This window comes from Bacillus sp. NPDC093026 (assembly GCF_044754665.1).
Taxonomy (GTDB): Bacteria; Bacillota; Bacilli; order Bacillales; family Bacillaceae; genus Bacillus; species Bacillus maqinnsis.
On sequence record NZ_JBIVPN010000001.1, the window covers coordinates 407,658 to 433,431 of the forward strand.

The 25,774-nt window shown below is 39.1% G+C and carries 29 protein-coding genes and 1 other annotated feature; all 29 genes read right to left on the reverse strand.

What is annotated here, in order from left to right; translation table 11 throughout:
- Positions 1 to 97: 97 nt before the first annotated feature.
- The 29 genes from ACIQCE_RS02040 to murG all read right to left on the reverse strand — a co-directional run bounded on the left by ACIQCE_RS02040 (position 98) and on the right by murG (position 25,702).
- Positions 98 to 1,012 carry an RluA family pseudouridine synthase gene (locus ACIQCE_RS02040; protein ID WP_400493382.1) on the reverse strand — a complete coding sequence of 305 codons (915 nt, stop codon included), beginning with the start codon at positions 1,010 to 1,012 and terminating at the stop codon, positions 98 to 100.
- Positions 1,009 to 1,476 (reverse strand): signal peptidase II, encoded by a 468-nt coding sequence (gene lspA, locus ACIQCE_RS02045; RefSeq protein ID WP_400493383.1) that lies wholly within the window; start codon positions 1,474 to 1,476, stop codon positions 1,009 to 1,011. Before lspA ends, ACIQCE_RS02040 begins: the two co-directional genes overlap by 4 nt.
- A gap of 94 nt (positions 1,477 to 1,570) precedes the next feature.
- On the reverse strand, positions 1,571 to 1,945 hold the full coding sequence (locus ACIQCE_RS02050; RefSeq protein ID WP_353855829.1) for a TraR/DksA family transcriptional regulator: 375 nt from the start codon (positions 1,943 to 1,945) through the stop codon (positions 1,571 to 1,573).
- Positions 1,946 to 2,105: 160 nt separating this feature from the next.
- Positions 2,106 to 4,871: an isoleucine--tRNA ligase gene (ileS, locus tag ACIQCE_RS02055; protein ID WP_400493384.1), complete on the reverse strand. Its 2,766-nt coding sequence runs from the start codon at positions 4,869 to 4,871 to the stop codon at positions 2,106 to 2,108.
- 62 nt (positions 4,872 to 4,933) lie between these two features.
- Positions 4,934 to 5,168 (reverse strand) — a binding site (T-box leader).
- A gap of 58 nt (positions 5,169 to 5,226) precedes the next feature.
- Positions 5,227 to 5,721, reverse strand: a complete 495-nt coding sequence (locus tag ACIQCE_RS02060; protein WP_353855831.1) for a DivIVA domain-containing protein — start codon at positions 5,719 to 5,721, stop codon at positions 5,227 to 5,229.
- A 26-nt stretch (positions 5,722 to 5,747) separates the two neighbouring features.
- A complete protein-coding gene (locus ACIQCE_RS02065) occupies positions 5,748 to 6,524 on the reverse strand; it encodes a YlmH family RNA-binding protein (RefSeq protein ID WP_400493385.1) in 777 nt (258 codons plus the stop codon).
- A 54-nt stretch (positions 6,525 to 6,578) separates the two neighbouring features.
- A complete protein-coding gene (locus ACIQCE_RS02070) occupies positions 6,579 to 6,860 on the reverse strand; it encodes a YggT family protein (RefSeq protein ID WP_400493386.1) in 282 nt (93 codons plus the stop codon).
- A gap of 6 nt (positions 6,861 to 6,866) precedes the next feature.
- Positions 6,867 to 7,325 carry a cell division protein SepF gene (locus ACIQCE_RS02075; RefSeq protein WP_353855834.1) on the reverse strand — a complete coding sequence of 153 codons (459 nt, stop codon included), beginning with the start codon at positions 7,323 to 7,325 and terminating at the stop codon, positions 6,867 to 6,869.
- A 1-nt stretch (position 7,326) separates the two neighbouring features.
- Positions 7,327 to 8,022: a YggS family pyridoxal phosphate-dependent enzyme gene (locus ACIQCE_RS02080; protein ID WP_400493387.1), complete on the reverse strand. Its 696-nt coding sequence runs from the start codon at positions 8,020 to 8,022 to the stop codon at positions 7,327 to 7,329.
- Entirely contained in the window at positions 8,023 to 8,817 is a 795-nt protein-coding gene (pgeF, locus tag ACIQCE_RS02085) for a peptidoglycan editing factor PgeF (RefSeq protein ID WP_400493820.1), read from the reverse strand.
- A gap of 274 nt (positions 8,818 to 9,091) precedes the next feature.
- Positions 9,092 to 9,328, reverse strand: coding sequence for a YlmC/YmxH family sporulation protein (locus tag ACIQCE_RS02090; protein WP_400493388.1), 237 nt, complete (start codon positions 9,326 to 9,328; stop codon positions 9,092 to 9,094).
- A gap of 73 nt (positions 9,329 to 9,401) precedes the next feature.
- Entirely contained in the window at positions 9,402 to 10,184 is a 783-nt protein-coding gene (locus ACIQCE_RS02095; protein ID WP_400493389.1) for an ABC transporter ATP-binding protein, read from the reverse strand.
- A 133-nt stretch (positions 10,185 to 10,317) separates the two neighbouring features.
- Positions 10,318 to 10,674, reverse strand: a complete 357-nt coding sequence (locus ACIQCE_RS02100) for a PTS glucitol/sorbitol transporter subunit IIA (RefSeq protein ID WP_400493390.1) — start codon at positions 10,672 to 10,674, stop codon at positions 10,318 to 10,320.
- A 26-nt stretch (positions 10,675 to 10,700) separates the two neighbouring features.
- A complete protein-coding gene (gene srlE, locus ACIQCE_RS02105; protein WP_400493391.1) occupies positions 10,701 to 11,711 on the reverse strand; it encodes a PTS glucitol/sorbitol transporter subunit IIB in 1,011 nt (336 codons plus the stop codon).
- A 13-nt stretch (positions 11,712 to 11,724) separates the two neighbouring features.
- Positions 11,725 to 12,255 (reverse strand): PTS glucitol/sorbitol transporter subunit IIC, encoded by a 531-nt coding sequence (srlA, locus tag ACIQCE_RS02110; protein ID WP_400493392.1) that lies wholly within the window; start codon positions 12,253 to 12,255, stop codon positions 11,725 to 11,727.
- 18 nt (positions 12,256 to 12,273) lie between these two features.
- Entirely contained in the window at positions 12,274 to 12,705 is a 432-nt protein-coding gene (locus ACIQCE_RS02115) for a transcriptional regulator GutM (protein WP_400493393.1), read from the reverse strand.
- Between the two features lie 12 nt (positions 12,706 to 12,717).
- Positions 12,718 to 13,962 carry an NAD(P)H-dependent oxidoreductase gene (locus tag ACIQCE_RS02120; RefSeq protein WP_400493394.1) on the reverse strand — a complete coding sequence of 415 codons (1,245 nt, stop codon included), beginning with the start codon at positions 13,960 to 13,962 and terminating at the stop codon, positions 12,718 to 12,720.
- A gap of 234 nt (positions 13,963 to 14,196) precedes the next feature.
- Complete coding sequence (locus ACIQCE_RS02125) at positions 14,197 to 15,135, reverse strand: sugar-binding transcriptional regulator (RefSeq protein ID WP_400493395.1); 939 nt, start codon at positions 15,133 to 15,135, stop codon at positions 14,197 to 14,199.
- Between the two features lie 152 nt (positions 15,136 to 15,287).
- Positions 15,288 to 16,067 (reverse strand): RNA polymerase sporulation sigma factor SigG, encoded by a 780-nt coding sequence (sigG, locus tag ACIQCE_RS02130; RefSeq protein ID WP_400493396.1) that lies wholly within the window; start codon positions 16,065 to 16,067, stop codon positions 15,288 to 15,290.
- A 139-nt stretch (positions 16,068 to 16,206) separates the two neighbouring features.
- On the reverse strand, positions 16,207 to 16,926 hold the full coding sequence (gene sigE / locus ACIQCE_RS02135; RefSeq protein ID WP_353855844.1) for an RNA polymerase sporulation sigma factor SigE: 720 nt from the start codon (positions 16,924 to 16,926) through the stop codon (positions 16,207 to 16,209).
- 59 nt (positions 16,927 to 16,985) lie between these two features.
- A complete protein-coding gene (gene spoIIGA, locus ACIQCE_RS02140; RefSeq protein WP_400493397.1) occupies positions 16,986 to 17,915 on the reverse strand; it encodes a sigma-E processing peptidase SpoIIGA in 930 nt (309 codons plus the stop codon).
- A gap of 371 nt (positions 17,916 to 18,286) precedes the next feature.
- Entirely contained in the window at positions 18,287 to 19,432 is a 1,146-nt protein-coding gene (gene ftsZ, locus ACIQCE_RS02145; RefSeq protein ID WP_353855846.1) for a cell division protein FtsZ, read from the reverse strand.
- Between the two features lie 33 nt (positions 19,433 to 19,465).
- Entirely contained in the window at positions 19,466 to 20,788 is a 1,323-nt protein-coding gene (gene ftsA, locus ACIQCE_RS02150; RefSeq protein WP_400493398.1) for a cell division protein FtsA, read from the reverse strand.
- A 167-nt stretch (positions 20,789 to 20,955) separates the two neighbouring features.
- Positions 20,956 to 21,315, reverse strand: a complete 360-nt coding sequence (locus ACIQCE_RS02155) for a small basic family protein (protein ID WP_400493399.1) — start codon at positions 21,313 to 21,315, stop codon at positions 20,956 to 20,958.
- On the reverse strand, positions 21,315 to 22,040 hold the full coding sequence (locus ACIQCE_RS02160) for a DUF881 domain-containing protein (protein ID WP_400493400.1): 726 nt from the start codon (positions 22,038 to 22,040) through the stop codon (positions 21,315 to 21,317). Before ACIQCE_RS02160 ends, ACIQCE_RS02155 begins: the two co-directional genes overlap by 1 nt.
- Before the next feature lie 20 nt (positions 22,041 to 22,060).
- Entirely contained in the window at positions 22,061 to 22,750 is a 690-nt protein-coding gene (locus ACIQCE_RS02165; protein ID WP_353855850.1) for a DUF881 domain-containing protein, read from the reverse strand.
- Positions 22,747 to 23,526 (reverse strand): cell division protein FtsQ/DivIB, encoded by a 780-nt coding sequence (locus ACIQCE_RS02170; RefSeq protein WP_400493401.1) that lies wholly within the window; start codon positions 23,524 to 23,526, stop codon positions 22,747 to 22,749. Before ACIQCE_RS02170 ends, ACIQCE_RS02165 begins: the two co-directional genes overlap by 4 nt.
- Before the next feature lie 117 nt (positions 23,527 to 23,643).
- Positions 23,644 to 24,576 carry a UDP-N-acetylmuramate dehydrogenase gene (murB, locus tag ACIQCE_RS02175; RefSeq protein ID WP_400493402.1) on the reverse strand — a complete coding sequence of 311 codons (933 nt, stop codon included), beginning with the start codon at positions 24,574 to 24,576 and terminating at the stop codon, positions 23,644 to 23,646.
- A gap of 31 nt (positions 24,577 to 24,607) precedes the next feature.
- A complete protein-coding gene (gene murG, locus ACIQCE_RS02180) occupies positions 24,608 to 25,702 on the reverse strand; it encodes an undecaprenyldiphospho-muramoylpentapeptide beta-N-acetylglucosaminyltransferase (RefSeq protein ID WP_400493403.1) in 1,095 nt (364 codons plus the stop codon).
- Positions 25,703 to 25,774: the final 72 nt, after the last annotated feature.

Consider the following 25,774-nt stretch of genomic DNA (forward strand, 5'->3'; position numbering starts at 1 on the left):
CACGTGCACAATTGATCCGTTATCCTTCTCAGCCTCTCTGGACTGTGTTAAAGAATCTCAATGTCTTTGTTCATTATTTCAGAAAAAAAACAGCCTGTCAATTGTTATTTCTTAATGAATCGATAAAATTCTGCATATCATCTGGAATTGGTGCGGTAAACTCGATGTATTTTCCTGTTCTCGGATGATTAAATCCTAATACACCAGCATGTAGCAATTGTCCATTGAAATCAATCGTTTTTCTAGGACCATATTTGGGATCTCCCGCAAGCGGATAACCAATATATTTCATATGAACACGAATTTGGTGAGTTCTTCCTGTTTCAAGACGGCATTCTACAAGCGTGAAATCTTTGAAACGTTCGATGACGTCAAAATGAGTGACAGCCTGCTTTGCGTTTTCTTTTGTGACAGTCATGCTTTGGCGATCTTTTTTGTCTCTGCCAATAGGTGCATCAATCGTCCCTGTATCATGTTGGATGATGCCATGAACAACGGCTGTGTATTTTCTCGTGACTGTCTTGGCAACCAATTGATTGACTAATGATTCGTGCGCCATATCATTTTTAGCAACCATTAGCAGCCCAGACGTATCTTTATCAATTCGGTGGACAATCCCAGGTCTCATGACCCCATTAATGCCTGATAGATCATGACAATGCGCCATAAGACCATTGACGAGCGTTCCTGACACATGGCCTGGTGCTGGATGAACGACCATTCCTCGTGGTTTATTCACCACAAGTACGTCTTTATCCTCATAATAAATATCAAGATCCATTGATTCTGCCTCAATATCTAATGCTTCTGGCTCTGGAATATTCACTTTGATTTGATCGCCAGTTTGAACTTTGTAATTCGCTTTCACTTGTTTCCCGTTTACTTCAATCAGCCCATCCTTTACCCACTGTTGGATTTGGGTTCTTGACCACTCTGGTTCAGTCGTGCTTAAAAATTTATCAAGCCGTTCACTCGTTTGTTCTTCTGAAACGGCAATGTTTATTTGATTCATGTAGTTGACTCCTTATTTTTCTTTCCATCTAACAGCATTTGAATAAAGAGCAGAATAACCCCTACACATAGAGAAGAATCTGCAATATTAAAGATTGGATAATGATAATCCCCAAGCACAAAATGGGCAAAATCAACCACTTCCTGACGGAAAATTCGGTCAATGAAGTTACCTATCGCTCCGCCAAGCATTAAGGCTAGTGCGACTCCAAGCAGCTTGTCCTTTTGTCCATCCCGCTCTAGATAATAGATAATCCCAGCAATAACAACGAGTGTGATCACATAGAAAAACCACATTTGTCCTTGAAGAATTCCCCATGCGGCTCCTGAATTCCGGTGAGAGGTGATATAAAAGAATCCATCAATGATTGGAATGGAATCGCCGATCATCATATGTTTGACAATGAGCCATTTTGTTAATTGATCTAAACAAATTATAACGAATGCGATTATGTAATAGAACACACACGTTCCTCCATCTTCATACTTTGATCTTTAAGCATTTTATCAAGAAAACAGGAATGAGTAAAGAAACTTTAGTTGACAGACAAAAACCTCCCTACATGTGGAAGGCTTCAAAATGCGAATCATTTGAATCATTAGGATATGGGGTGAATGCTTTTTTCTCATATTGCTTATGATATAAAAAATCGTCAATCGTGCGTGCTGTAGGTAAAATACTCATTTGTTCAAGTGGAATCGTGTGACCTGTATTCTCACATATGCCATATGTTCCTTGTTCTATTTTTGCTAAAGCAAGCGAAACATCTTGTAGCTCTTCTTTTATATGGTAGAGGAGGGTTGTTGTTTTGTCATGATTCATTGTTACATGTTCAGCAGGTGAACGAAATGATGCATATTCAAACAGTTTCGATTGTAATTCATCTTTCATTTGAAGGAGTTCCATGTAAATCATGTGTAGATCGCCATTCATGTCGCTAACTCAACTCCTGCTCTGTCGTGATAATCATATTGTTGCCCCACCTGTTTACTTTAAAGCCATAAGATTTTTCCTTTCGTTCTAAACGCTGTCATTTTCTAAAATAAGAAAGCACCCCGCATTATACGGGGCGCTAGTTCATCAATTGGTGCTGTTAATTTTGGTAATATTTCTCCACGATTTCTGCGTTTTTCAGTGACAATGTTGGGTATTTCGGATTTGCGCCAACATCTTTTGAAATAATGCGAGAACGTTCGCACAGTTCTCCTTCGGCTTTTTTAACAACGATACGTCCTGATGTGTATTCGGGTGCAGATGTCTCTGCATCCTTCTCATCTTCCACATTCAATTCTGAGATGATAAAGAGCTGTTTGACATCTTCTTTTATGGACGCTAGAAGAGATTTGACTTCATCTGTCGCATAAATTGTGACACTCGCTTCAAGTGAACGTCCAATTACTTTCTCATTACGCGCAATCTCAAGCGCTTTTAGGACATCATCACGTACTTCCATAAAGCGATCAAACTTCGTTTCTGTTGCTTCAGCTTGAGGAACCGCTATTCCTTCTGGCATATCTGTTAACTGAACGCTTGGCTCTTCAACAAAGGTTAGATGGCTCCATAATTCATCTGCTGTATGCGGAAGAATTGGTGCTATCAGTTTCACTAGGGCCATTAATGTTTCATAGAAGACTGTTTGCATGCTGCGGCGATCTGGATGATCTGCATGCTCAATGTATACGACATCTTTTGCAAAATCCAGATAGAATGAGCTTAGCTCAATCGTACAGAAATTATGAATTGCATGATATACGATAGCAAAATCATAATCGTCATAAGCTTTTTTCACTTTATCAACTAGTTTGTTTAATTTGATCAAGATATATTGATCCACTTCACGAAGCTTTACCACTGGCACTGCATTCACTGCCGGCTCAAAGTCAAACAAGTTTCCATGCAGGAAGCGGAGCGTGTTCCGAATTTTTCGGTAAACTTCTGCCACTTGCTTTAGAATTTCATCAGACACTGGGTGATCGGCTTGATAGTTCACAGAAGACACCCAAAGTCTAAGGATTTCAGCACCAAGTTGTTTTGCAACCTTCGTCGGATCAATTGTATTTCCTAATGATTTACTCATCTTACGTCCTTCTTTATCAAGTGTAAAACCATGACTTAGCACACTTTTATAAGGTGCTTTTCCTGTGATAGCTACAGAAGTAGATAAAGATGAGTTGAACCATCCACGATACTGGTCAGAGCCTTCAAGGTAAAGGTCTGCCGGACGAACAAGGTCATCTCTTTCTTCTAAAACAGCTTGGTGAGAAGAACCAGAATCAAACCATACATCCATGATGTCCTGCTCTTTTGTGAATTCTCCGTTCGGGCTGCCTGGATGTGTAAAGCCTTCTGGCAAGAGCTCTTTCGCTTCTTTTTCAAACCAAATATTCGAGCCATGTTCTCTAAATAATTGAGAGACGTGCTGAATTGTTTCATCTGTGATGATTGGCTCACCATTTTCGGCATAAAAGACCGGAATTGGAACGCCCCATACACGCTGTCTTGAAATACACCAGTCGCCTCTGTCACGCACCATATTGAACAGGCGCGTTTCGCCCCATGATGGCACCCATTTCGTTTCTTTAATATTATCTAGTAAAGCTTCTCTAAAGTCTTTAATTGATGCAAACCACTGCGCTGTCGCACGATAAATGGTTGGCTTTTTCGTTCTCCAGTCATGCGGATAAGAGTGCGTAATAAAGTCGAGTTTTTTTAGTGCACCTTTTGCTTCAAGTTGTTCTGTAATGGCTTTATTGGCATCTTCGTAGAATAGTCCTTCAAAACCAGGCGCCTCTTCTGTCATGACACCTTTTTCATCTACTGGACATAACACCTCAAGACCATATTTCATACTCACAATGAAGTCATCTTCCCCGTGACCTGGTGCAGTGTGTACACAGCCTGTTCCCGCATCAGTTGTCACGTGATCACCAAGCATAACGAGAGAATCTCTTCCGTAAATCGGATGCTCTGCAACGACTCTGTCAAGTTCTCTTCCTTTTACTGTTTGAACGACTTCGTATTCATCAAAACCGATCGTTGTTGCCACTTGTTCAGCAAGCTCAGATGCAACAACGTATCGTTCATCTCCTACTTGCAGCACACTATACTCAAGATTAGGATGGACACAAATGCCAAGGTTTGCAGGAATCGTCCAAGGGGTTGTCGTCCAAATGATGAATTGTTCCCCATTTTCAAGTACGCCTTTTCCATCTTTCACTTTAAATGCAACGAAAATAGATGGTGATCGTTTGTCTTTATATTCAATTTCCGCTTCAGCTAGTGCTGATTCACTTGAAGGAGACCAGTTGACTGGCTTCAATCCTTTGTAAATGTATCCTCTTTTTGCCATTTCACCAAATACAAGAATTTGCTGAGCTTCGTATTCAGGCTTTAATGTCACATATGGATTGTCCCAATCTGCTCTTACACCTAGTCGTTTAAACTGATTGCGCTGCCCTTCAATTTGCTTCCAAGCGTATTCTTCGCAAAGTTTGCGGAATTCTGCTGTTGACATTTCTTTTCTTTTAATTTTTTTATTTTTGGTAAGCGCTGTTTCAATCGGCAAGCCATGTGTATCCCAGCCCGGTACGTAAGGTGCATGGAAGCCATTCATGGACTTAAAACGAACTATAAAATCTTTTAGAATTTTATTTAGCGCATGTCCCATATGAATATCACCATTCGCATATGGAGGTCCGTCATGCAAAATAAATGTCGGGCGCCCTTTTGTTCGCTCCAATACCATTTGATAAATATTTTTTTCTGCCCATTCCTTTTGAATTTCAGGCTCTTTGTTTGGTAAGTTCCCTCTCATCGGGAATTCTGTTTTCGGCATTAATAAGGTATCTTTGTAGTTCATATCTATTCCTCCAAATGCAAATTCAGATTAAAGAAAAACAATAAAAAAAGCCTTCTCATCCCATAAGGGACGAGAAGACTTGTCTCGCGGTACCACCCTTTTAGATCAACGATAAATGATCGTTCATCCACTCAAAAATCGTAACGTGATTAGACGCCTTTTCTTACTGGTTCATTTCAGAAAAGGAACTAAAGGGGTGATCTCATTGCAACGCTTCGTAATGTCAGGCTTCCACCATCCCTGATTCGCTTTATTACGCATAAAACAGCTGCGAGTGTCCCTTTCAAACGTTTATCTCTTGTGCATTTATGATGGTATTATATGCAACGTGTGCACATCATGTCAAGATAACGGATTATTCTTTTTCGTCAAGGACAGCGTCGACTTCATATTCCAGCAAATGATCCCAATCATCATTTTTCAAAAGATCGAGCTGTGCTTCAATGAGCATTTGGAAACGAGTTCTAAAGACCTTCGACTGCTTCTTCAGCTCCTCAATCTCCATTGCAATCTTTCTTGATTTAGAGAGCGCTTCGTTGATGATACGGTCTGCATTTTTCTCTGCTTCACGAATAATTAGTTTCGCTTCTTTATCAGAATGACGCTTTACATCTTCAGCCGCTTCTTGCGCCACAAGAATGGATTTGTTCAAGGTCTCTTCAATTGTTGCAAAATGACCTAATCTTTCATCAAGCTCATTTACTTTATCTTCAAGCTCGTTCTTTTTACGTAATACGATTTCGTAATCTTTACGTACTTGGCTTAAAAACTCGTTCACCTCATCTTCGTCATAACCACGAAAACTCTTTGTAAACGTTTTATTATGAATATCATTAGGTGTTAATGGCAACCTGGCCACCTCCAGTTTCAAGTTCGTTATGTCAGAAGCTCAAATGTTACTTTAAATTTATCTTTTTTCGTCTTACCCTCAATTGTCTTCAAACTAAACCGGCCAAATCCTCGGACAGAGAGCTGATCTCCTTCGCCGATTGTGAAAGAAGGATCTTCTGTGACTTTCCAGTTCACTTTGACCAGACCATTTTTGACCAAAAGTTGTGCTTTTTGACGAGATTGTCTGCTGACAGCAGCACAGACAGCGTCCAGCCGCAAGGAAGAAATCGTATCTTCTTTGATGTCTGTCCTGCTGATTGCAGGCTTTATGTGCGTCTGATCAATTTCTTCTAATGAAACTGCAGCTCTTCCAACATGCGTTAGCTGAGTTCGAACAAAATCAGCTACATCGCTTGTACAAATAAACTGTACAGATTCCTCAGAAAATAGCAAATCCCCGAACTTTTGACGTTTCAAGCCGATTCCCATGAGTGATCCGAGGAGTTTCGGGTGTTCAATGGATATAAACTTTTTCGCATAGTTCACCTGAAAATAAGATAGCTCAAAATCCTCAAGAGACGGCTTTAAATATTCAGGATAAATGACGGCTCTTTTTCGTTCCGCTTCATCGTACCCACCAAAAAACATAAGACCGAGTTCGTCTGAATGCTGGATCACTGATTGAGTAATAAACTGCTCACGCGGATCAAGAAAGTCTGTCAGTTTTAATCGATATTGATCGAGTGCAATTTTTTTCCAACCTAACACTTGATCGACAAATGGCTGTTCGTCTTTTCTAAAATGTTGATATATATCGCTCATTTTGTTCCCCTTTTATGTAAAAGGGCTTGGCCTCTGCCAAGCCTGGCAGCCGTATTAAATGATACGAGCAAGCATTTGATAAAGACCGCTTAATCCATAATATGATGCAAAGTGAAGCACAAACAATGCCACAATTGGCGAGATGTCAATCATGCCAATTGGCGGAATAATTTTACGAAATGGTTCTAAATACGGTTCACAAATGGATGTCAAAAAGTGGCCAATCGCTGTTTCTCTGGCAGAAGGTACCCATGACATAAAGATGTAAATAATAATCGCATATGAGTAAATCGTAAACACAGTCTGTAAAATGTTAAAAATGTAATCTAGAATCACTTTGATTTACCACCTCTGAGGTTCTTCCTCTGTCAATAGTTCTGATATTGTGCCAGATACATCCACATTATCAGGTGTGCAGAGGAATATATTCGAGCCAATACGTTGAATGTCTCCACCGATTGCATAAACAGTGCCGCTTAAAAAGTCGATAATTCGCTTTGCTTGATCGTGCTGAATACGCTGCAAATTAACGACGACTGCACGTCTGTTTTTAATATGGTCTGCAATCTCTTGCGCCTCTGCATAAACACGCGGCTCACTTAACACCACTTTAGAGGATTTTTGCACGCTTTGCAAGCTGACAACATTTTGTTTTCCAGTTTGCGGACGCTCTTGAAATGCTGCTTTATCTCTTGTTCCTTTTTCTTCTTGAACTGGTTCTCTGTCTTCATCAATATATTCGTATTCATACTCTTCATCATCAAGTGTGAAAAAGCTTTTAAACTTATTTTTTATGCTCATGTCACGCACCTCCTGTTTCATTTCCGACAAGTGAAGAGCCAATCCGAACAAATGTCGCACCTTCTTCAATTGCGATTTCAAAATCGTTTGACATCCCCATAGATAAATGCTGACAAGGTGCATTTTCTTGGTTTAGATGTTTTACCTCTTCTTGAAGGCTTCTTAGTGTTTTAAAGCAGTTTCGGATCACAGCATGATCATCTGTAAATGGAGCCATCGTCATCAATCCAACGATTTCAATATGTTTAAAATCAGCTAGCTGCCTGACAAACGGTATCACTTCTTCACTTTTCAAGCCGTGCTTCGACTCCTCAAGAGATGTGTTCACTTGAACAAAACAGCGAACAGTGTGATCTGCTCTTTTTTCAATTTCATTCGCAAGGGAAATTCTGTCAAGCGAATGTAAATAGTCAATCGTATGAATGACAGATTTCACTTTTCTTGTCTGTAAACTGCCGATGAAGTGCCAGTTAATGCTTTCATCGGTTATGGCAGCTTGTTTTTCAAGCAGCCCTCTGTCACGATTTTCACCAAAATGTACAATTCCTGCTTCTTTGGCTTCAATGGCACGTTCGATCGAGACATATTTCGTTACAGCAACTACAGATACATTCTCTGGATTTCTCCCTGCTCTTTTACATGCTTCGTTTATTTGTTCATTTATTTGTCTGAATTTCTCTCGTACTTTCAATTGCACTTATGCCTCCTTAAACCCGACAAAAGACATCATACGTCCAGTTCTCCCTTGATCACGCCGGTGTGAGAAGAAAAGCTGATCGCTACAGCTTGTGCACATCGAACTGACATATATGTTTTCTTCTTTTATTCCCGCATGAAGCAATACGTTTTTGTTTAATGTTTTCAAATCAATTTTGTATTGTCCCACTGAAATCTCGGAATACACATCCTCTGCTGGAAATGGAAGCTCTTTTACTTGATCTATAACGACATCATCTACTATGTAGCAGCAAATGCCAATCGCTGGACCAATCACAACCTGTATATGATCGACTAGCACATCTTCCTGACTGCTCCATACATCCACCATTTTTGCGCCAATTTGCTTGACAGTTCCTTTCCAGCCGGCATGAGCCGTTCCAATAAGTCCTTCATGGGGCGCTAGAAAATAAAGCGGAACACAGTCAGCAAAACAAAGAGCGAGCATCATGTTTTTTTCAGAGGTATATAGACCATCTGTTCCAGGCAGGGCCTCATGATAATGAAGGCTTCCTTTTCCCTTTTGCTCTTTGGTGACTTTCATGATGTGATCCTCATGGGTTTGGTCGGCAAATACCCAATTAGAGAGCGGCATAGCGGTTTCCTCTGCTATGACTTGACGATTCATTTGTACACTGGCAGCATCATCTCCTACATGGAGTCCAGTGTTCAATGATTGATATGGGGAAAGGCTAAAGCCACCATTTTTGGTCGTAAATCCGGCTATAACCTCTCTACCAGAACACCTTATGTTCGTCCAATCATGAATTGTCATTGCATAAGGCGTTTTCAGCCGAAAGGGGTCATGTATGTGTTTCAAAGCTACCTCCCACCTTTCATCCTCTCTCTTAATATCGCTCCTATTTTACCACAAGAAATGCACATACAGTTAGTGGGATTCATTAAATAATACACTCAAATGTGCCCTTTCTTCATGTTTTTTTACAAATTGATATGAAAAAGTAATCTTTTTAACCAAAAAAGGCATTGCTTGCTGGGTGAAGAAATGATAAAGAGAATGAAACGATTCATAGAGGTTTTATATCATTTTAAGAAGACAATCGGATAAGAATCACATCTTCGCCAATTTTTACTATATTTCGCCATGGGACGATCATTTCCTCTTCTTTTCCGAAAAATCCCATCATTTTACCTGTGCCGCCAATAATAATGGCTTGTATTTTTCCGCTTGTGACATTGATATCAATATCGCCAATTGTACCAAGCTTTTTCCCACTGGACACATCGACGACATCCTTGATTTGAAATTCAGAGATACTCATCATCTTTCCTTCCCCGCCTTTCGTTTTCTACTATAATATGTATGATGGAAAAGCTTGAACGCATACCAATTGTTTCTCAAGGCTGCAATTTACTTAAGTGAGGCCGGCCATTTCTCCACATCACCTCAACTTGACAATTAAAAAAGGATGAAAGCATTTCGCTTGTCAATATTTGTTTAGTATCTCCTTTAGCAAAGACAGTTCCTTCTTGTAATAATAAAGTGTGCTGAAAAATCGGTAAAATCTCTTCAGCATGATGGGTCGTATATAGTAAAGTTGGGGCATCAGGCTTTGATGCAATAGATGAGATCGTTTCTAACACTTGTTCTCTTGCTAAAAAATCAAGACCTGCTACTGGTTCATCTAATATTAGCAGCTCGGGATTATTCATTAAAGCTCTCGCAATCAATACCTTTTGTTTTTCACCTTGCGAGAGGGTTTCATACGTGCGATTGGCATACTTGAATGATCCAAAGGCTTTTAAAAGATCAATCGCTTTCTCTCTCATACAATCGGTTGGTGATTCATAAAGCCCAATAGAAGCAAATGCTCCGCTTAATACAATCTCAAAAGCATGATCTTCTGCATGTAGTTTCTTTTCAAGACCTGCGGAGATGAGACCTATCTTCCTCCTCAGCTTCTCACCGAGTGCCTCCTTTCCAAATACATGTCCTAAAACTGTCATCTCACCTGATGTCGGAAAGTAATACGAACACAACATATTCAAAAGAGCGGTTTTCCCAGCACCATTTAACCCATAAAGCACCCAGTTTTCCTTCTCCTTTACTTGCCAGTCTACATGGTGCAATATCCATTTCCCATTTCGTTTTAAAGAAACATCCTTTAATTCAAGTGACACCATATTTTCCTCCTGCGTCAAAATAGTCAGAATATACGAATAATTACTGTCTACAGCATATCTTAAATGATCATTTCAGTAAACCTATCATAAAAAAGCTGCTCCTAATTGAAGGAACAGCTTCTTTTCTTTATTAAGAAATTTCAATGCGTACGCCTTCTTTTATGTCAGGAAACGTATGCGGGGATGCAAAAACAGCTCCAGGTAATACATCATCAAACGGCTCTTGGAAGTAGATCGAAATATGGCCAAGTTCTTTAAAGTTTTCATTTGCTTGATTACCTAATGCAGTGATTGTGTACGTTTGTTCGCCCACTTGAATGGTTCCGCCTAGTTTCAGCGGCTCTTCTTCTAAGTGCTCGAATTCATGAATGACAGACATATCCTTTAGTTCTTGCGGCGCTGCTGGTCCAAATAAAACAATCAGCTTATCTTCTTTAAACTGCGGGACTAAGATCCCAATTTCTTTTACAACAGATTGTGTCACCATATATCTCGATTCCTCCTTTAATGCGTTTAATACATACCGAAGCTGGCAACGTATGCGATTACAACTGATAGGACCCCTGTAATGAGGCGACTATATAAAACAGCTGGTACGCCATATTGTACCGTTTCCGGCTTTGCTTCACCAAGTGATAGACCAACAGGAATGAAGTCACATCCTACTTGACCATTAATGGCAAATAGTGCAGGAAGCGCAAATTGTGGCGGAATGTTGCCAAGTGCAATTTGACTTCCGATAAGAACACCAATGACTTGTGCAATAACGGCTCCAGGTCCTAAGACAGGTGATAAAAATGGCAATGTACAGATAACAACGAGCAGTAAGAGCCCCCATAAAGATCCTGCCAAAGGTGATAAGAAATGGGCGATGAGATCACCAATTTTTGTATAATTAATAATTCCAATTAACATACTGACAAATGCCATAAATGGAATAATATTTTTCAAAAGCATATCAACAGAATCACGACCCGCCTGATAAAACGTTCCGGTAACTTTCCCGATCCCTCTTGAGAATCTCATCAGGAGATTTCCTTTTTCCTGACGTTCGATATTTTCCTGTTTTAACTTTGAATATGTTTCTTTCATATTCTCCTTGTCAATCGTCTCGCCAGTCTCTTGACTTTCTGTCTTCATCTCACCATCAGATGCTTCAGCATAGGATATATCTTTTTCAGTTACTCCTGATACGAAGATATCATCTGTAATGTGTTTTGCAAGTGGTCCAGAAGGAGAGGATGCTAACACATCTACAGTCGGGATACGCTTCATTGGGTAAAGCCCAATTCGTGCCGTTCCTCCGCAGTCAATGACAACGCACATCATTTCATCTTCAGGAATTGAGTTTTTAAAGCCATCATATGCTTCTGTACCTGTCATTTCAGCAATTTTGCGTGCAACGGGGTGAATACCGCCCCCTGTAATCGAAACGACCTTTCTTCTTTTACCAGTTGGTTCAATCTCTAACCCTTTTCCCCATCCGCCAGCACCTTTTGAAACAAATACTTTGTGGTTTGTCATGTCTAACCCTCCCCTATTGTGAATTCGCTTTCATTTTTCCTGCTAAATATTTTGTAATCCATTCAGTAATGATTCCACGTAGTAAAATGACAACAATCCCGACTAAAAAGTAACGAACAGCAAGCTCTGACATCGAGTATCCTGCCTCTTTAATTCCGTTCGCAATTCCTAAATAGACAAACAGTTCTCCTGCGTTGGCATACGGGAACAGTGATGTAACGGGATGAACAAATGAAACAGCCGAATCATAGAATGCTGGTTTTTGTTTTTCAGGCAAGAAGCGACCAAACGTATAAGCCATTGGATTTGTCAAAATAAGAACGGATAGAATCGGCATTAATGTATAGCGTAAAATCGTGTATTTTGCTGCAAACTGGATGGCTCTATTGACTCGCTCTTCTCCAATAAACTTCATGACTGCATAGGTAAAAGTAAGTAAGACAACAAGCGTTGGAACGATACCTGTCATAAGACTCATGAATTGCTTTCCGCCGGCTTCAAACATTCCGATAAAATGCTCCCCAAACCATTGAATCCATTCCATGTTTCATCTCCCCTTTCTTTAGTTCACATTTGTTATATTTTTTTTCGAGATGGATACAAGTGCCTGCTCGGCTGCCATTGAGATCGCTTGCAGCACTGCAGATCCTTTTTTGCGTTTTTTCAATGTTTGCTTCATCATATGGTGCTCGTCTAGCACAGCACCTACATGCTTGCCTTCATATGAAGGAACTTCCTTACATTTCGATAAGATTGATATCCCGCCAAGCACATGACATTTTTGAATGATATATGATTCATCGACAATGATGAATGCAATGGCCCCAGGACCAAATTTGCGCCTCTCCATTCCTGAAAATAAATGATAGCCTTGTTTCCCTTTATAATCATCAATGAGTGTATCCATGCTTTTTCGGTAGTACTTGATTTGAACAAAAGATAAACCATATTGCACAATGAGGATGATGCAAAGTACAATGGCTAACTTTTCCATAGCATCACGTCCTTATGATTGAAATAGATGATCTTGTAATGAACGCAACTTCCAGACTGTTGTGTTTGAATCTAGCTCCACATCATCATGAGATAGGAATTGTCCTAACTTGATATCTTTTTTCGCAACCACTTTACCGCTGATTAAACCAATTGGAATGTGACCGTTCGTTTTCATATCTTGATGCGTTTCAAGTACACCTCTGACTGAGTATCCGCCAATTCCGTCAAGTGTTTCTCCTGCTTTAATATCTCTTTTCGCAACAGCAACAGTTTCTGAGACTGGTACACCAATTGGGTGAATCGATGAATCGTGTTGTAAGACCGCTTTTGCAATTGTCACCGGCGTTTCAAGACTCGCTAAGTGGAAAGGTCGATAAAGCGTGTAATGAGGACCTTTCCCAACTTTTAAGTAACGAAGCTCTTCATCCACTGGCTCAAGCTCACTTTTGACGATAACAAATACACCTGGTGCAAGACCCTTTACATATTCAACGACACCAAAGTGATCCAGCACACCGCCTTGTTGTTTTTGGTTCAATTTATCTGCTACATTCTCTAAATTCGCTTCGACTCCGTGCATGCCCACTTTATCAGGCAAAAGCCCTGTCGCATTACTTAATAGGTTCATTTCTGCCATTGTTTTTGTTCCATCCTGAAAAGCAGCGAGCATGTGTGCACTCATATTTTTACTATCTGCTTCTGCTTTACATGTATCTGGATTTGCTTCTGGGAAAAATGGATTATTCTTACCTTTCCCAGCAACTAGCACCTCAAGTCCCATTGTTTTTGCAAATTCATATAATTCTAAAGTAGCTGCTGGTTCATCTCCAGCTGACCCAGAGTAAACAAGTCCTGCATTTGTGAATAACTTATGCATCACTAAACCGATTGTAATGTCGACTTCAACATTTAAAAGAACGAGATGTTTTTTTGAATTAAGCGCTTCCAAAGAAATGTTTGCGCCAACTTCTGGAACACCAGTTGCATCCACAATGACTTCTACGAAATCTGATTGAATGACCTCTCTGTAATCATTTGTGATGACCATTTGATGTGGTTTCGCATGTTGTTTGTAAAAATTCGCTGCTTTCTCTGCTGCATCAAGGTGAATATCACAAACACCCGCTACAATCATGCCAGGAATATGAGAAATTTGTGAGATCAGTCCAAAACCCATTTGTCCTGCACCAATAATCCCCACTTTGATCGGATCTCCGCTACGTTCTCGTGCTAACAACTGTTGATAAATTGACATAAAAATCATCCTTTCATGCTTCACATAGATTGCTAGAGAAATAATCTAAAAATTTTAACAAATGTTATAAAAATTAACAAAAATCTAATTTCAGTAACATTTGTTATCATTTTTATCATTTGTTATGGATTCAGTTTATATGATGTGTCAACTTTGTGTCAAGCTAAAATCAATAAAATTTTCAATCTTTTTGAGTCTAAAGACTCAAAAAAAACTACCTAAACAATTAGGTAGTTACTTTAATAAGGCATCTCCAGTTCGTTCATCTGTAATTAATACATGAATTAATTCGCCCTTTAATACCGCTCGTATGGCTTCAATTTTTTCTTCTCCGCCAGCTACACCAATGACAAGCGGGATTTCTTTCAGTTTTTGCGGGCTTATTCCCATGACGCGGTCGTTCCATGGATGAGGATATACTTCTCCTTTTTTATTGATAAAATTATAGCAAATGTCTCCCGCCACATCCTTTGCTTGGAGTATGTCCTCCTCACCTTTTGTCATATAAGATTTCACCATCGTAGAATGCTGCGGAACTCCGCCGATCCCTACAACGGCGATATTTGATTTTTCTCCTAGTTCAATGATTTTTTTGATAGACGGCTGTCTAATGAGAACATCCTTCGCTTCTTTCGTATCAAGCATGACAGGGACGTGTAAAAATTCACATTTCGACTTGAGTGCTTCTGTACATCTGGCAATAATATAATTGGCATGGATATCAACATCTTCATTTCCGACTCCTCCGACAAGTGGAACAAATGTTACGGATGGAAAGTGCTGCACCGACGTAAGCGATTTTGCCATTTCATGCAAAGTTGTCCCTGATGAAAAGCCGATCACTTGCCCATCTTTCATGACTTTTAATAAAAAGGCTGCAGCTGCCGCACCGATTCGACTTTTCGTTGTTTCTTGACTAAGGGATTCAACACATACGACTTCTCGCAATCCATATTTCCTCTCTATCTTTCTTTCTAACGAACCATATTGTTGATTAAATTCATCATGAATAATGATTTCCACGATTCCTGCTTCACGTGCTTTTGCCAAATATTTTGATATGAGCGAGCGACTAACCCCTACCGCTTCTGCAATTTTAGATTGGGTAGCGCCTTCTTCATAATACATATGCGCAACCTTAATGAGCAGCCTTCTTTCATCATGGAATGTCATAATAACCCTTCTTTCCGCTTAAGTGTTCCCTAACAAATGATATGTCAAATAACATTTGTTAAAAATAGATTAAATGAAAAAAATAACAGAGTCAATACTACAAGCATGTTCTCATGAAGAATGAAAAAAGCCGCTACATAACCAGCGGCTTTTTAAAAAATGTTTTTATTCATTTGTTTGATGGCTGCTTTTTCAAGCCTTGATACTTGTGCTTGGGAAATTCCGATTTCTTCTGCTACTTCCATTTGCGTTTTCCCTTGGAAAAAACGTTTGCGGAGAATCATTTTTTCTCTATCATTCAACCTGCGCATCCCCTCTTTTAAGGCAAGCTCTTCGACCCATTGAGTATCTTTGTTTCGATCATCACTAATTTGATCCATGACATAAATCGGATCTCCTCCGTCGTTATAAATCGGTTCAAACAAAGAAACAGGATCCTGAATTGCATCTAGGGCGAAGACAACTTCCTCGTGAGGCACTTCCAGCACTTTGGCAATGTCTTCTGCCGTTGGCTCCTTGCTTGTCTCACTAATCAGTCTCTCACGCACTTGGAGCGCCTTGTAGGCAATATCTCTCAGTGAACGAGACACTCGAATGGGGTTGTTGTCACGCAAGTATCTACGGATTTCTCCTATGATCATAGGGACCGCATAAGTTGAAAATCTAACATTGTGGCTTAAATCAAAATTATCAATTGATTTCATTAATCCAATACAACCCACTTGGAAGAGATCATCAACATACTCGCCTCTGTTGTTAAAACGCTGAATCACACTTAAAACCAATCGCAAATTGCCATTGACTAGCTTTTCTCTTGCTGTATCGTCCCCCTCTTCCTGTAGCTGTTTGAACAATTTTCTCATCTCATCGTTTTTCAGAACAGGCAGTTTTGAGGTGTCGACTCCGCAGATTTCTACTTTATTTCTGGACACTATTTTCCCTCCCTACAGGAGCTGTTGTACAAAATTAAGTATCTCCTTGGGATGGAAAAATATGCACGAGCTATGAAGAGAAAAATGTAAAAATATGTTCATCCCCTTGGCAGCGTAAGGAGGAGGCTTACAAAAAAATTTACACCATTTTGTTAAATTCTTTTTGTAATCGTTTAATAATTCTCTTTTCAAGCCTCGAAATATAGGACTGTGAGATGCCCAGCATATCAGCCACATCTTTTTGGGTTTTTTCTTCACCGCCGACTAAACCAAACCTTAGCTCCATAATCTGTTTCTCGCGGTCATTTAATTGCTCAAGTGCTTTTTTCAGCAATTTTTTATCGACATTTGCTTCAATATCTCGGGTGATAATATCATTGTCTGTCCCAAGCACATCTGATAGTAATAGTTCATTACCGTCCCAATCAATGTTCAGTGGCTCATCAAAGGATACTTCTGATCGGGTTTTATTATTTCGACGTAAATACATCAAAATCTCATTTTCAATACACCTTGAGGCATATGTAGCAAGCTTAATCTTTTTTTCTGGATTAAATGTATTTACAGCCTTGATAAGGCCAATCGTTCCTATACTAATTAAATCCTCAATATTAATGCCAGTGTTTTCAAATTTTCTAGCAATGTAGACCACTAAACGTAAGTTTCTTTCGATGAGAATCGCCCTTGCAGTTTGATCACCCTTCGGTAATTTAATAAGCAGCTCCTGTTCTTCATCCTTTGATAACGGAGGTGGGAGAGCCTCACTTCCTCCAATATAATAAATTTCATCACTCTTTAGACCTAGCTTCATGAGGAGTTTATACCAGTAGTAAGTGAGTTTAAATTTTAATTTTTTCATCTTCTTCTCCCTTCTAAATATCAAGTTGACCTTGTAAGATAAAAGACATCACCCAAAAACTACGACACACTTTGTATGATTTTTCCGTCTAACATGTCTGGATGGACAATCGATTGAAATTCATGATCTGCTGATAAGCCGCTTATACTCATGCCCACAAAGCATTTTGATGGCTGTATCATATGTGTTTTCGTATAAACCAACACCTCATCTGGCTTCAGGCACATTAGAAAGCCATGATCATGACCGACAGCACGATAAGGAACCAGTCTTAAACGATCAAGAAGAGGAAAACTTTCATCAATCTGCTGCATCACCTCGACAGGATGACACCGTTTCATCAATTCTAGAAATGATTCTCCGCAAACGGACGTCAGCTTCTCTAGCTGGACGATCATGACAGGTGTTTTCGTCATCGGATCATACAGCTGATTCCCTGAATCAACGAGTCCATTTAACCGAATGGTCTCTCCATTGATGTGTAATTCAACAAGCACTTGTTCATCAAACTGTCTTTTTTTCGCGCCAATCTCGCCTAACCTTTTCTTTGAAAACAACCAAATAGCTGGAAATCCAGTTAAGACAAAAAGCCAGCTAATGGGATCACCAAACCCATTGTTTTGTGAAATAAGCAATCCATCTTGAATGACTGTATTTGTTTGCAAAAACGAATGAACCCCAATCATACCTCCTCCCATCAAAAATGTAACAAAATAAAAAGCAAACAGATTTTGAAAAAAGGAACGAAAACGCCCAAAACCAAATGTTGCAATCACGATCAAGACAGAAAATAGCAGTTTACCTAAAGGGTGTGATACAAACATTGCAAATGGTGTAAAGAGCAAAAGGACAATGCTCGACCCAATAAGAGCACCTAACATATATCGCCTTTTTTTCACTTGGCGTTTGAGAATAAATGCAGTCAGTAAGAGAAGCAATAGATCAAAACAAAAGTTTAACAACCAGATCACATCTAAATAAATGACCACTTTTTGCTCCTTTCATCTAAAACAAAGAATCAAAAGCAGTACTTGCACTTGTTTGTACTAGTATAAAACAGTCATCAGAAGGAAGTCTGTCAATTCTTGTTGGGGATGATAGAGAACTTTTGCTGGATTGTTATTGTTTTTGTCGAGGAAAGAGAGTTAGGTGAACTTATGGCCATTTCTAGGACAAGTTGTTTTATTTTTTACAGTCAAATGATTCTTATGACTTAACCCGAATAAACTTAAAATACATTATGATAGATTTCACGTTTCTTGTACTGCCACGGCTTTTCTATTAGATGTGGAGCAGTCTTCTTTTCTTTCGGACAAAAAAATGATCCCCTTCCATTTGGAAGGGGATCTTACATAATTGATTAACGTTTGTTACGATTTCGTAAGAACGTAGGGATGTCCAGTGTATCATCGTGTGATTGTGTATTGTGTCTTGGCTGAGATGAAGTTTGCTGATGATCTTCTCGCTTCACTTCTCGCTTTTGTGGGATGGATTGATTTTGCTTTAATCCTTGTCCTAATGGATTTCTTTGCGGTTTTGTCACTTCTTGCTCTTGCTCAATAAATCCAGTTGCGATCACAGTGACAACAATTTCATCTTTCAAATTATCATTAATGACAGACCCGAAAATCATATTCACATCTTCATCAGATGCAGAAGCAACAATATCTGCCGCTTCTTGCACTTCATAAAGACTAAGGTTTGTACCACCAGTAATATTCATGATCACACCTTGTGCCCCATCAATAGCCGTTTCAAGAAGTGGTGAAGAAATAGCCTTTTTCGCAGCTTCAGCAGCACGGTTTTCACCTGTTGCAACACCAATTCCCATAAGAGCTGAGCCTTTATTTGACATGATTGTTTTCACGTCAGCAAAGTCAAGGTTAATCAAACCTGGTGTTGCAATTAAATCTGAAATTCCTTGTACACCTTGTCTTAAGACATTATCCGCAGCACGGAACGCTTCAAGCATTGGCGTATTTTTATCAACAATTTCAAGCAAGCGGTCGTTTGGAATCACAATTAATGTATCCACCGCTTCTTTCATAGAAGCAATCCCTTCAACTGCTTGAAGCTGACGTTTTCTTCCTTCAAAAGTAAAAGGGCGTGTCACAACACCAACTGTCAATGCGCCAGAGTCTTTTGCGATCTTTGCAATAACAGGTGCAGCACCGGTTCCAGTCCCTCCACCCATTCCAGCAGTAACAAAGACCATGTCCGCACCTTTTAATACTTCTTCAATTTGTTCCTTGCTTTCTTCAGCAGCCTTTTTACCGACCTCTGGATTTGCTCCTGCTCCAAGCCCTCTTGTCAGCTTAGCGCCAATTTGCATTTTTGTTTCTGCTTTTGAAAGGTTTAACGCCTGAGCATCTGTATTCACTGCAATAAAATCGACACCCTGCACGTCATTTTCAATCATTCGGTTGACAGCGTTATTTCCGCCTCCACCTACTCCGATTACTTTAATTGATGCTAGGCCGTCTATATTTGTTTCAAACTCCAACATGCTGAATCCTCCTAATCCGTCGAAAATCTAATTCTATTCCCAGAACATATTAAATAGTTTTTTCATTCTGCCCTGTTTTTTATTTGTCTCTTGTTGTGCTTTTTGTTTCACTTTCGGTCTTGGCTGCACTTCTTTCACTTGTGCTGCAGAAGAAACCGGCTCCATGGACGCACCAACTTCATGAAACGCCTCATCCGGCATTTGGAAACCAACCTGCCTGCCCTGAATCTTTGCATTGCGGTAAGCAAAATGGATAAGACCCACCCCTGTCATATATTGAGGCTCTCTTACCCCGATATAATTAGGACTTGCAATCCTTACATTATTTTGCAAGACTGTTTGTGCAAGAGAAAGGATACCTGGAATGGCTGCCTGTCCACCTGTTAGAACAAATCCGCCAGGCAGATCATGAACCCCCATATTTCTTAACTCCTCTGCAACAAACAACAGGATTTCTTCCAAGCGCGCCTCGATAATATTTGCCGCTTCAAGTTGTGTATACGTCTGTTTTTGATCTGTCCCGATGACGGAAACTTCAAATGTTTCCTCAGGCGATGCTTCATCATAGAACGCATGTCCAAATTCTTTTTTAATCCGTTCAGCTTCTTCTGTGGAAGTTCTAAGTCCTATAGACAAATCCTTTGTAATGTTCTCTCCGCCCAAAGGGATAGTGTGAGTAGAATAGAGATGCCCGTTTTTAAATACGGATATGGTTGTAGATCCTCCGCCAATATCGACAAGAGCCACTCCTAGATTTTTTTCATCTTTTGATAACGCTGCTGACCCCGATGCGAGTGGCTGTAAGCAAATATCCATAATTTCGATTCCAGCTCGCTCTACACAGCGGAGCCAGTTATGTAGAATCGTTTTAGAGCCTGTAATTAACGATCCATCCACCTCAAGCCGAACACCGAGCATTTTTTTCGGGTCTGTAATTTCATCTCTTCCGTCGACGATAAATTGTCTTGGAATCACGTCTACAACGAGATGTTCTTGAGGAATAGATACTACTTGTGCAGCATCTAAGACACGTCTCACATCCTCAACATGTATTTCTTTGTTTTCACTAGATACTGCGACAACGCCGCTCGTATTCTGAATATGAATGTGGTTTCCGTTAATTCCGACAATTGCCTTTTGTAAAGGAAAACCTACCATTCTCTCAGCCTGTTCAAATGCTTGTCTAATAGAATGAACTGTCTCATCTATATCAACAATCGATCCTTTTTTTAACCCTTCTGAAGGGACATTTCCAACACCTATAATGTTAAGCGAATCATCCGCCATTTCTCCGACGATGACTTTTATATTGGATGTACCGATGTCAAGGCTGACGTAAATTTCATTGTTGTTCATTCTATGGCACCTCCTCACATATCAATACTTTCTATTCTATTATTTGCTGAACAACAATACAATGAATGTGTTTTTACAAGTGTGTAACAAAGCGTAAAAAAATCAACATTTTTTATTAGGATTACTGAAAATATTCGTTACATCATATGTATATCCTTTTTTATGACTCACTTTTTTTCTTTTTCTCTAGAAATTGTCCATTTTGTTAGTAGAATTCTTCGAATTACTGCTATATTTTGAAACAATCTTACGCCGAACGCAAACATTCCGACTAAATACAAGTCTACACCAAGATGGACGCCCAGAAAAGCTAAACTTATTGCGAGTATAATATTAAAGAAGAAGCCTGATACAAACACAAGTTCATCGTATGCCCCTTGCAGATGTGCCCGGATTCCACCAATCAATGTATCAAGCGCAGCAAGTACAGCGAGGGAAAGATAGTTAGAATACTCACTCGGTATCGTAAAATTTGTTAAGAAACCGATGGCAACTCCTATGATTAAGCCAAGTACAGGAAGCCACATTAAGATTTTCCCTCCTTTACATCATCAAGAGGCTTTAACTCGTTTAATTGAATTGCACCATCGTTTGCTTTTAAGTGGATTTTTTTCTTCGGATGGCTGATACTCAAGCTGAAATTTTCCTGAGCGAACAAATCACCAATATCTGATACATTTAATCTGCTATACAGCTTATCAGCCTGTTGACTAATCATTTTAATATTGACTATGTCACCATCTAAGCTGTAGCCATCCATTTTGGTCGAACCATTAATATCTCTAATAACACTTGTGTTAATTACTCGGTGGTCATTGATGGAAATATACTTTGCTCCATACATATTGGCTTCGTTCATTAATTTTTTTAAAAGGTCGGGCGGGATATTTTTCACTTCTTCTCCTGTAAGATCCTTGGAAAACAGTTGCGTGATTTCAAGTTCAATGCCTTCTCCTGTCACCTCTGTAAAACCGGCCTTTTCTTTCAAATCCTTTAATGTCTGCTTCAATTGAGCTTCTTTTGATTGATCTTCTTGATTTCTATACTTTTTCAGCATCTCATCATATTTGTCGATTTCTTTTAGTAATTCCAATTCTTTACTTTTAGACGCAGATAAATCCTCTCTTAATTCCCAAACATCTCGCGTGTCACGAATTTTAGGTTTTTGTAATGAGTTAAATTGGATTGAGACCATCACGCCAAATATCAACATTAAGACTGTCAAACTCAGTAAAGGCTTCTTTTTTCTCAACACCACTCACCTTTTCACTTTTAATCTTTGCTTCTTAAAAGAGGCTTCATATGAATATCCTTTTTTTCAATGGTCACTGAAATGTGATCACTTGTCAGCTGATCAACCGCCCCACCTGCAATATTTAAGGCAGGTATTAATACAGTGGGATCCCCGATAGCCGAAATGACAAATGGCGCCGGATGCTGGACTCCGTCAACTATGACGACTGGTCCGTTACAATGTATGTAAGATTGGTGAGTGATTCTTTGTCCATTAACGGCAACAGCAGATGCACCTGATATAAATAATTCGTTTATAACATTAAAAATGTGACTCTCATGAACAATGTAATTATTGACATTTTGTCCACTTGGGATATAAGACGCATCTTCAAGGGATACTTTTACGCCTTTTCCTTTCACACCAATTTCACCTGTAAACATTCGGTATTTCTCAACATCTTCCAAAACATTGAAATACTTCTCTTTTTTATTCTTTAAATTCGATTCTGTCGCTTGGACTTTTGATTGGAGGCTGTACAGTTCTTTTTCGAGCTTCTGATTTGCTTTTTCTTGCTTTGCCAGCTGACTTTTTAATGAATATTCTTTCTTCCATTGTTCTGTTCGATTGACATCCGCTTGATGTTGCTTTGTATATTGATACGAAAAAGAAATCAGAAACCCAAGAACAAGCATCACAATAGAGAAAATGACAGTTTTGCCTCTCAACGTTCATCTTCCTTTTTCTTAGATTTGAAAGCTTCAAAATACGTGGCTACTTCCATATGAATAATGCCTTTATCAGAACGAGAAAGTTCTTTAACAATTGATGGATATGTTTTCATTTTCTCTGCAAATGTTTTAATCGATGCAATGACTGTATAACCGTCATTCATATAAAATTTAACGAGCCACTGATTTGAACTTGTCGGTACATAATATACTTCAGAAATGAGTTCCTGAATAGAAGCTGGCAGTTGATTAAGAGATTTTACTGTCTGTTTTAGTTTCTCTTTGTTGTCCCAATCAACAAAAATGGGGCCTGCATCACTTGGCGTTACCTCATCTGGTAAGACTGTTCCATTTTCAAGAAGTTCATAGTATAGATTTCCTTTTTGAAGATACGCAATATTTGCATATTCTTTTACTGCAATACTTACCTTATTTGGGAAATGTTTTTTAATGGTGACATCTTTAATTAGTTTGTTTTGTTTAATATGGTCTGCTGTTAAATCTTTGTTGAGGTTCCAAAACTCTGTTTCGCCTTCTTTAATTTGTGAGAGCTTAACAAGCTGTTTTGTTGACTCATGCTCGTTACCTGTGATGGTTAAAGAAGAAATTTTACTGATGGGTGTTTGTAAATAAATAATAATTAAAATCATAATGAAAAACAGCAGAATAAAAGAGATCAGTCTCCGATTGGCTTTCTGTTTTCTTTGTTCTTTAATTTTAGGAATTCGCTCTTCTATATTGACGATCTTTTCATTTTCATGATCAGGCCGCATATATCCTCTTCACCTCATTCAAAGCTGCTTGTCCACACCTTTGGGTCATTACTTATCAAATTTTGATTAGAAAACAAACGGCATGTAAAGATGCCGTTTGTTTTCCCCGCGGTATCATCATTCATAAAAGCTGGTGTTTTCGTTTGCTTCACCGATAATCTCTACCTCTGTATGCATATCTACATTGTAGTCTTCTTTAATCTTCTTTTGAATGAACTGAATTAAGTTAATCACATCTTGGGCAGTTGCTCCACCAGTGTTAACAATAAAATTCCCATGCATATCAGAAATTCTTGCTCCGCCAATCTGATATCCTTTTAAATTCGCCTTTTCTACGAGCTGTCCTGCATATTCAGGTAACGGATTACGAAAAATACTGCCGGCACATGGTCGGTTATAAGGTTGTGTTTCTTTGCGATAGTCTTTATTTTGCTGCATTTTTTTTGTGATTTTCTCGCGATCATCCTGCTTTAGCTGAAACACAGCTTCAAGTACAATGCCCGGTCGTTCTTTTTGAAGTACAGATGTGCGGTAGCTAAATTTCATTTGCTCTTTTGTTAACCACTCGATGCTTCCATCTCCAAATAAAACTCTCGCTTTCACAAGAATTTGGCTAATATCTGATCCGTGTGCCCCTGCATTCATATAAACGGCACCACCGATAGACCCTGGAATACCGGCTGCAAATTCCAGCCCTGAAAGACCTTGCTTACTAAGAGACGTTGCTAACCGTACAACAGAATATCCGCCGCCAACTCTAATTTCTTCTTCATTTACGTCTAAATGATCAAGTCCGGCACCTAACTTCAAAACAACGCCTCGAATCCCTTTGTCGAGCACAAGTAAATTAGACCCTCTCCCAATGACTGTCCAATTCACACGGTGCTTTTTTACAATATCCATTATATTTTTTACCGCATCGATATCTTTTGGGATGATCAATAAATCTGCTGGTCCGCCGATTTTCATCGTAGTATGATTTGCAAGTGGTTCGTTTTCGAGTACTTTACCAACTTGCGCATCTAACAATTCATTCTTCAAGTTCTCCATTTTACCCTCCGCCTTACCTAATATCATTCAATCATTTAGTTGTAATCTCTTTTAATACATTATATAAGCGAGTGGCCGCATCTGGTACACCAAGTTCTTTCGTTAAACGACTCATCTGCTCTAATTTCTCATCGTCACCGGCAATTTCATCAATCGCATTTAGTAAACGATCTCCAGAAAGTTCAGATTCTCTTAAAACAATAGCAGCATGATGTTTTTCAAGAGATCTAGCATTCATTTCTTGGTGATTTGCCGTCACATAAGGACTTGGAATAAAAATCGTTGGTATCCCAAGTGCTGTTACTTCAGCAATCGTTGTCGCTCCAGCTCTTGCGACAATTACATCAATTGTTTTGAGATACTCTGGCATTTGATGCAAGAAAGGTTTTGTTATCATATTAGGTGCTGCACCTTTTTCATTTAATTCGTTCATCACTTTTTCATAATGAACCTCACCTGTAATATATAAGACCTGATAGTTCTTTGTTTTTAATGCATTTTGCATCTCAATGACTGCTTTATTTATTGGGGCTGCACCTCTACTGCCCCCAAAAATAAGAATCGTTTTTTTCTTTTCATCTAGCCCGAATTCTTTTAGAGATTTCCCCTCTTTAATAGAGACGACTTCAGAGGCCCTTGGGTTTCCTGTAAAAATAACCTTTTCAGCAGGAAAATGCGCCTTTGCTTCTTCAAAGCAAATTGCTACTTTATTGACGTATCTCGCCAAAAACTTGTTCGTGATACCAGGCAAACTATTTTGTTCATGGATAATTGTAGGGATTTTCATTTTAGAAGCCGCATAGACCACAGGACCACAAACATATCCACCTGTTCCAATCACAGCATCGGGCTTGAAATCTTTTAAGTAAGATTTACTTTTTTGTACACCTTTAAAGAATCTCAAGATCGTTTTTATATTATCAAAGGCAAGCTTTCTTTTAAAACCGGTGATCTCTATAGACTTGAAAGAAATATTTTCTCTTTCTACAATTTTTTTTTCAAGTCCATTTTCAGTACCAATATATAAAAATTCCACATCAGAATGGAGTCTTTTCACTTCTTTAATAAATGCTAGGGCTGGATAAATGTGTCCACCTGTTCCGCCTCCACTGATTACTATACGCATTATACCATTTCCCCTCAATATTTTTTCTGCTTTAAACAAAGTATAAACCCTGTTTTAAACAACAGGGCTCCA

Bases quoted from the DNA above. Each gene is read 5' to 3' on its own strand.
- ACIQCE_RS02040 (WP_400493382.1), bottom strand. From the start codon at position 1,012: ATGAATCAAATAAACATTGCCGTTTCAGAAGAACAAACGAGTGAACGG.
- ACIQCE_RS02050 (WP_353855829.1), bottom strand. From the start codon at position 1,945: ATGAATGGCGATCTACACATGATTTACATGGAACTCCTTCAAATGAAA.
- ileS (WP_400493384.1), bottom strand. From the start codon at position 4,871: ATGAACTACAAAGATACCTTATTAATGCCGAAAACAGAATTCCCGATG.
- ACIQCE_RS02065 (WP_400493385.1), bottom strand. From the start codon at position 6,524: ATGAGCGATATATATCAACATTTTAGAAAAGACGAACAGCCATTTGTC.
- ACIQCE_RS02075 (WP_353855834.1), bottom strand. From the start codon at position 7,325: ATGAGCATAAAAAATAAGTTTAAAAGCTTTTTCACACTTGATGATGAA.
- pgeF (WP_400493820.1), bottom strand. From the start codon at position 8,817: ATGACAATTCATGATTGGACGAACATAAGGTGTTCTGGTAGAGAGGTT.
- ACIQCE_RS02090 (WP_400493388.1), bottom strand. From the start codon at position 9,328: ATGATGAGTATCTCTGAATTTCAAATCAAGGATGTCGTCGATGTGTCC.
- ACIQCE_RS02100 (WP_400493390.1), bottom strand. From the start codon at position 10,674: ATGGTGACACAATCTGTTGTAAAAGAAATTGGGATCTTAGTCCCGCAG.
- srlE (WP_400493391.1), bottom strand. From the start codon at position 11,711: ATGACAAACCACAAAGTATTTGTTTCAAAAGGTGCTGGCGGATGGGGA.
- srlA (WP_400493392.1), bottom strand. From the start codon at position 12,255: ATGGAATGGATTCAATGGTTTGGGGAGCATTTTATCGGAATGTTTGAA.
- ACIQCE_RS02115 (WP_400493393.1), bottom strand. From the start codon at position 12,705: ATGGAAAAGTTAGCCATTGTACTTTGCATCATCCTCATTGTGCAATAT.
- ACIQCE_RS02120 (WP_400493394.1), bottom strand. From the start codon at position 13,962: ATGTCAATTTATCAACAGTTGTTAGCACGAGAACGTAGCGGAGATCCG.
- ACIQCE_RS02125 (WP_400493395.1), bottom strand. From the start codon at position 15,135: ATGACATTCCATGATGAAAGAAGGCTGCTCATTAAGGTTGCGCATATG.
- sigE (WP_353855844.1), bottom strand. From the start codon at position 16,926: ATGAAAAAATTAAAATTTAAACTCACTTACTACTGGTATAAACTCCTC.
- ftsZ (WP_353855846.1), bottom strand. From the start codon at position 19,432: ATGTTGGAGTTTGAAACAAATATAGACGGCCTAGCATCAATTAAAGTA.
- ftsA (WP_400493398.1), bottom strand. From the start codon at position 20,788: ATGAACAACAATGAAATTTACGTCAGCCTTGACATCGGTACATCCAAT.
- ACIQCE_RS02155 (WP_400493399.1), bottom strand. From the start codon at position 21,315: ATGTGGCTTCCTGTACTTGGCTTAATCATAGGAGTTGCCATCGGTTTC.
- ACIQCE_RS02170 (WP_400493401.1), bottom strand. From the start codon at position 23,526: ATGCGGCCTGATCATGAAAATGAAAAGATCGTCAATATAGAAGAGCGA.
- murB (WP_400493402.1), bottom strand. From the start codon at position 24,576: ATGGAGAACTTGAAGAATGAATTGTTAGATGCGCAAGTTGGTAAAGTA.
- murG (WP_400493403.1), bottom strand. From the start codon at position 25,702: ATGCGTATAGTAATCAGTGGAGGCGGAACAGGTGGACACATTTATCCA.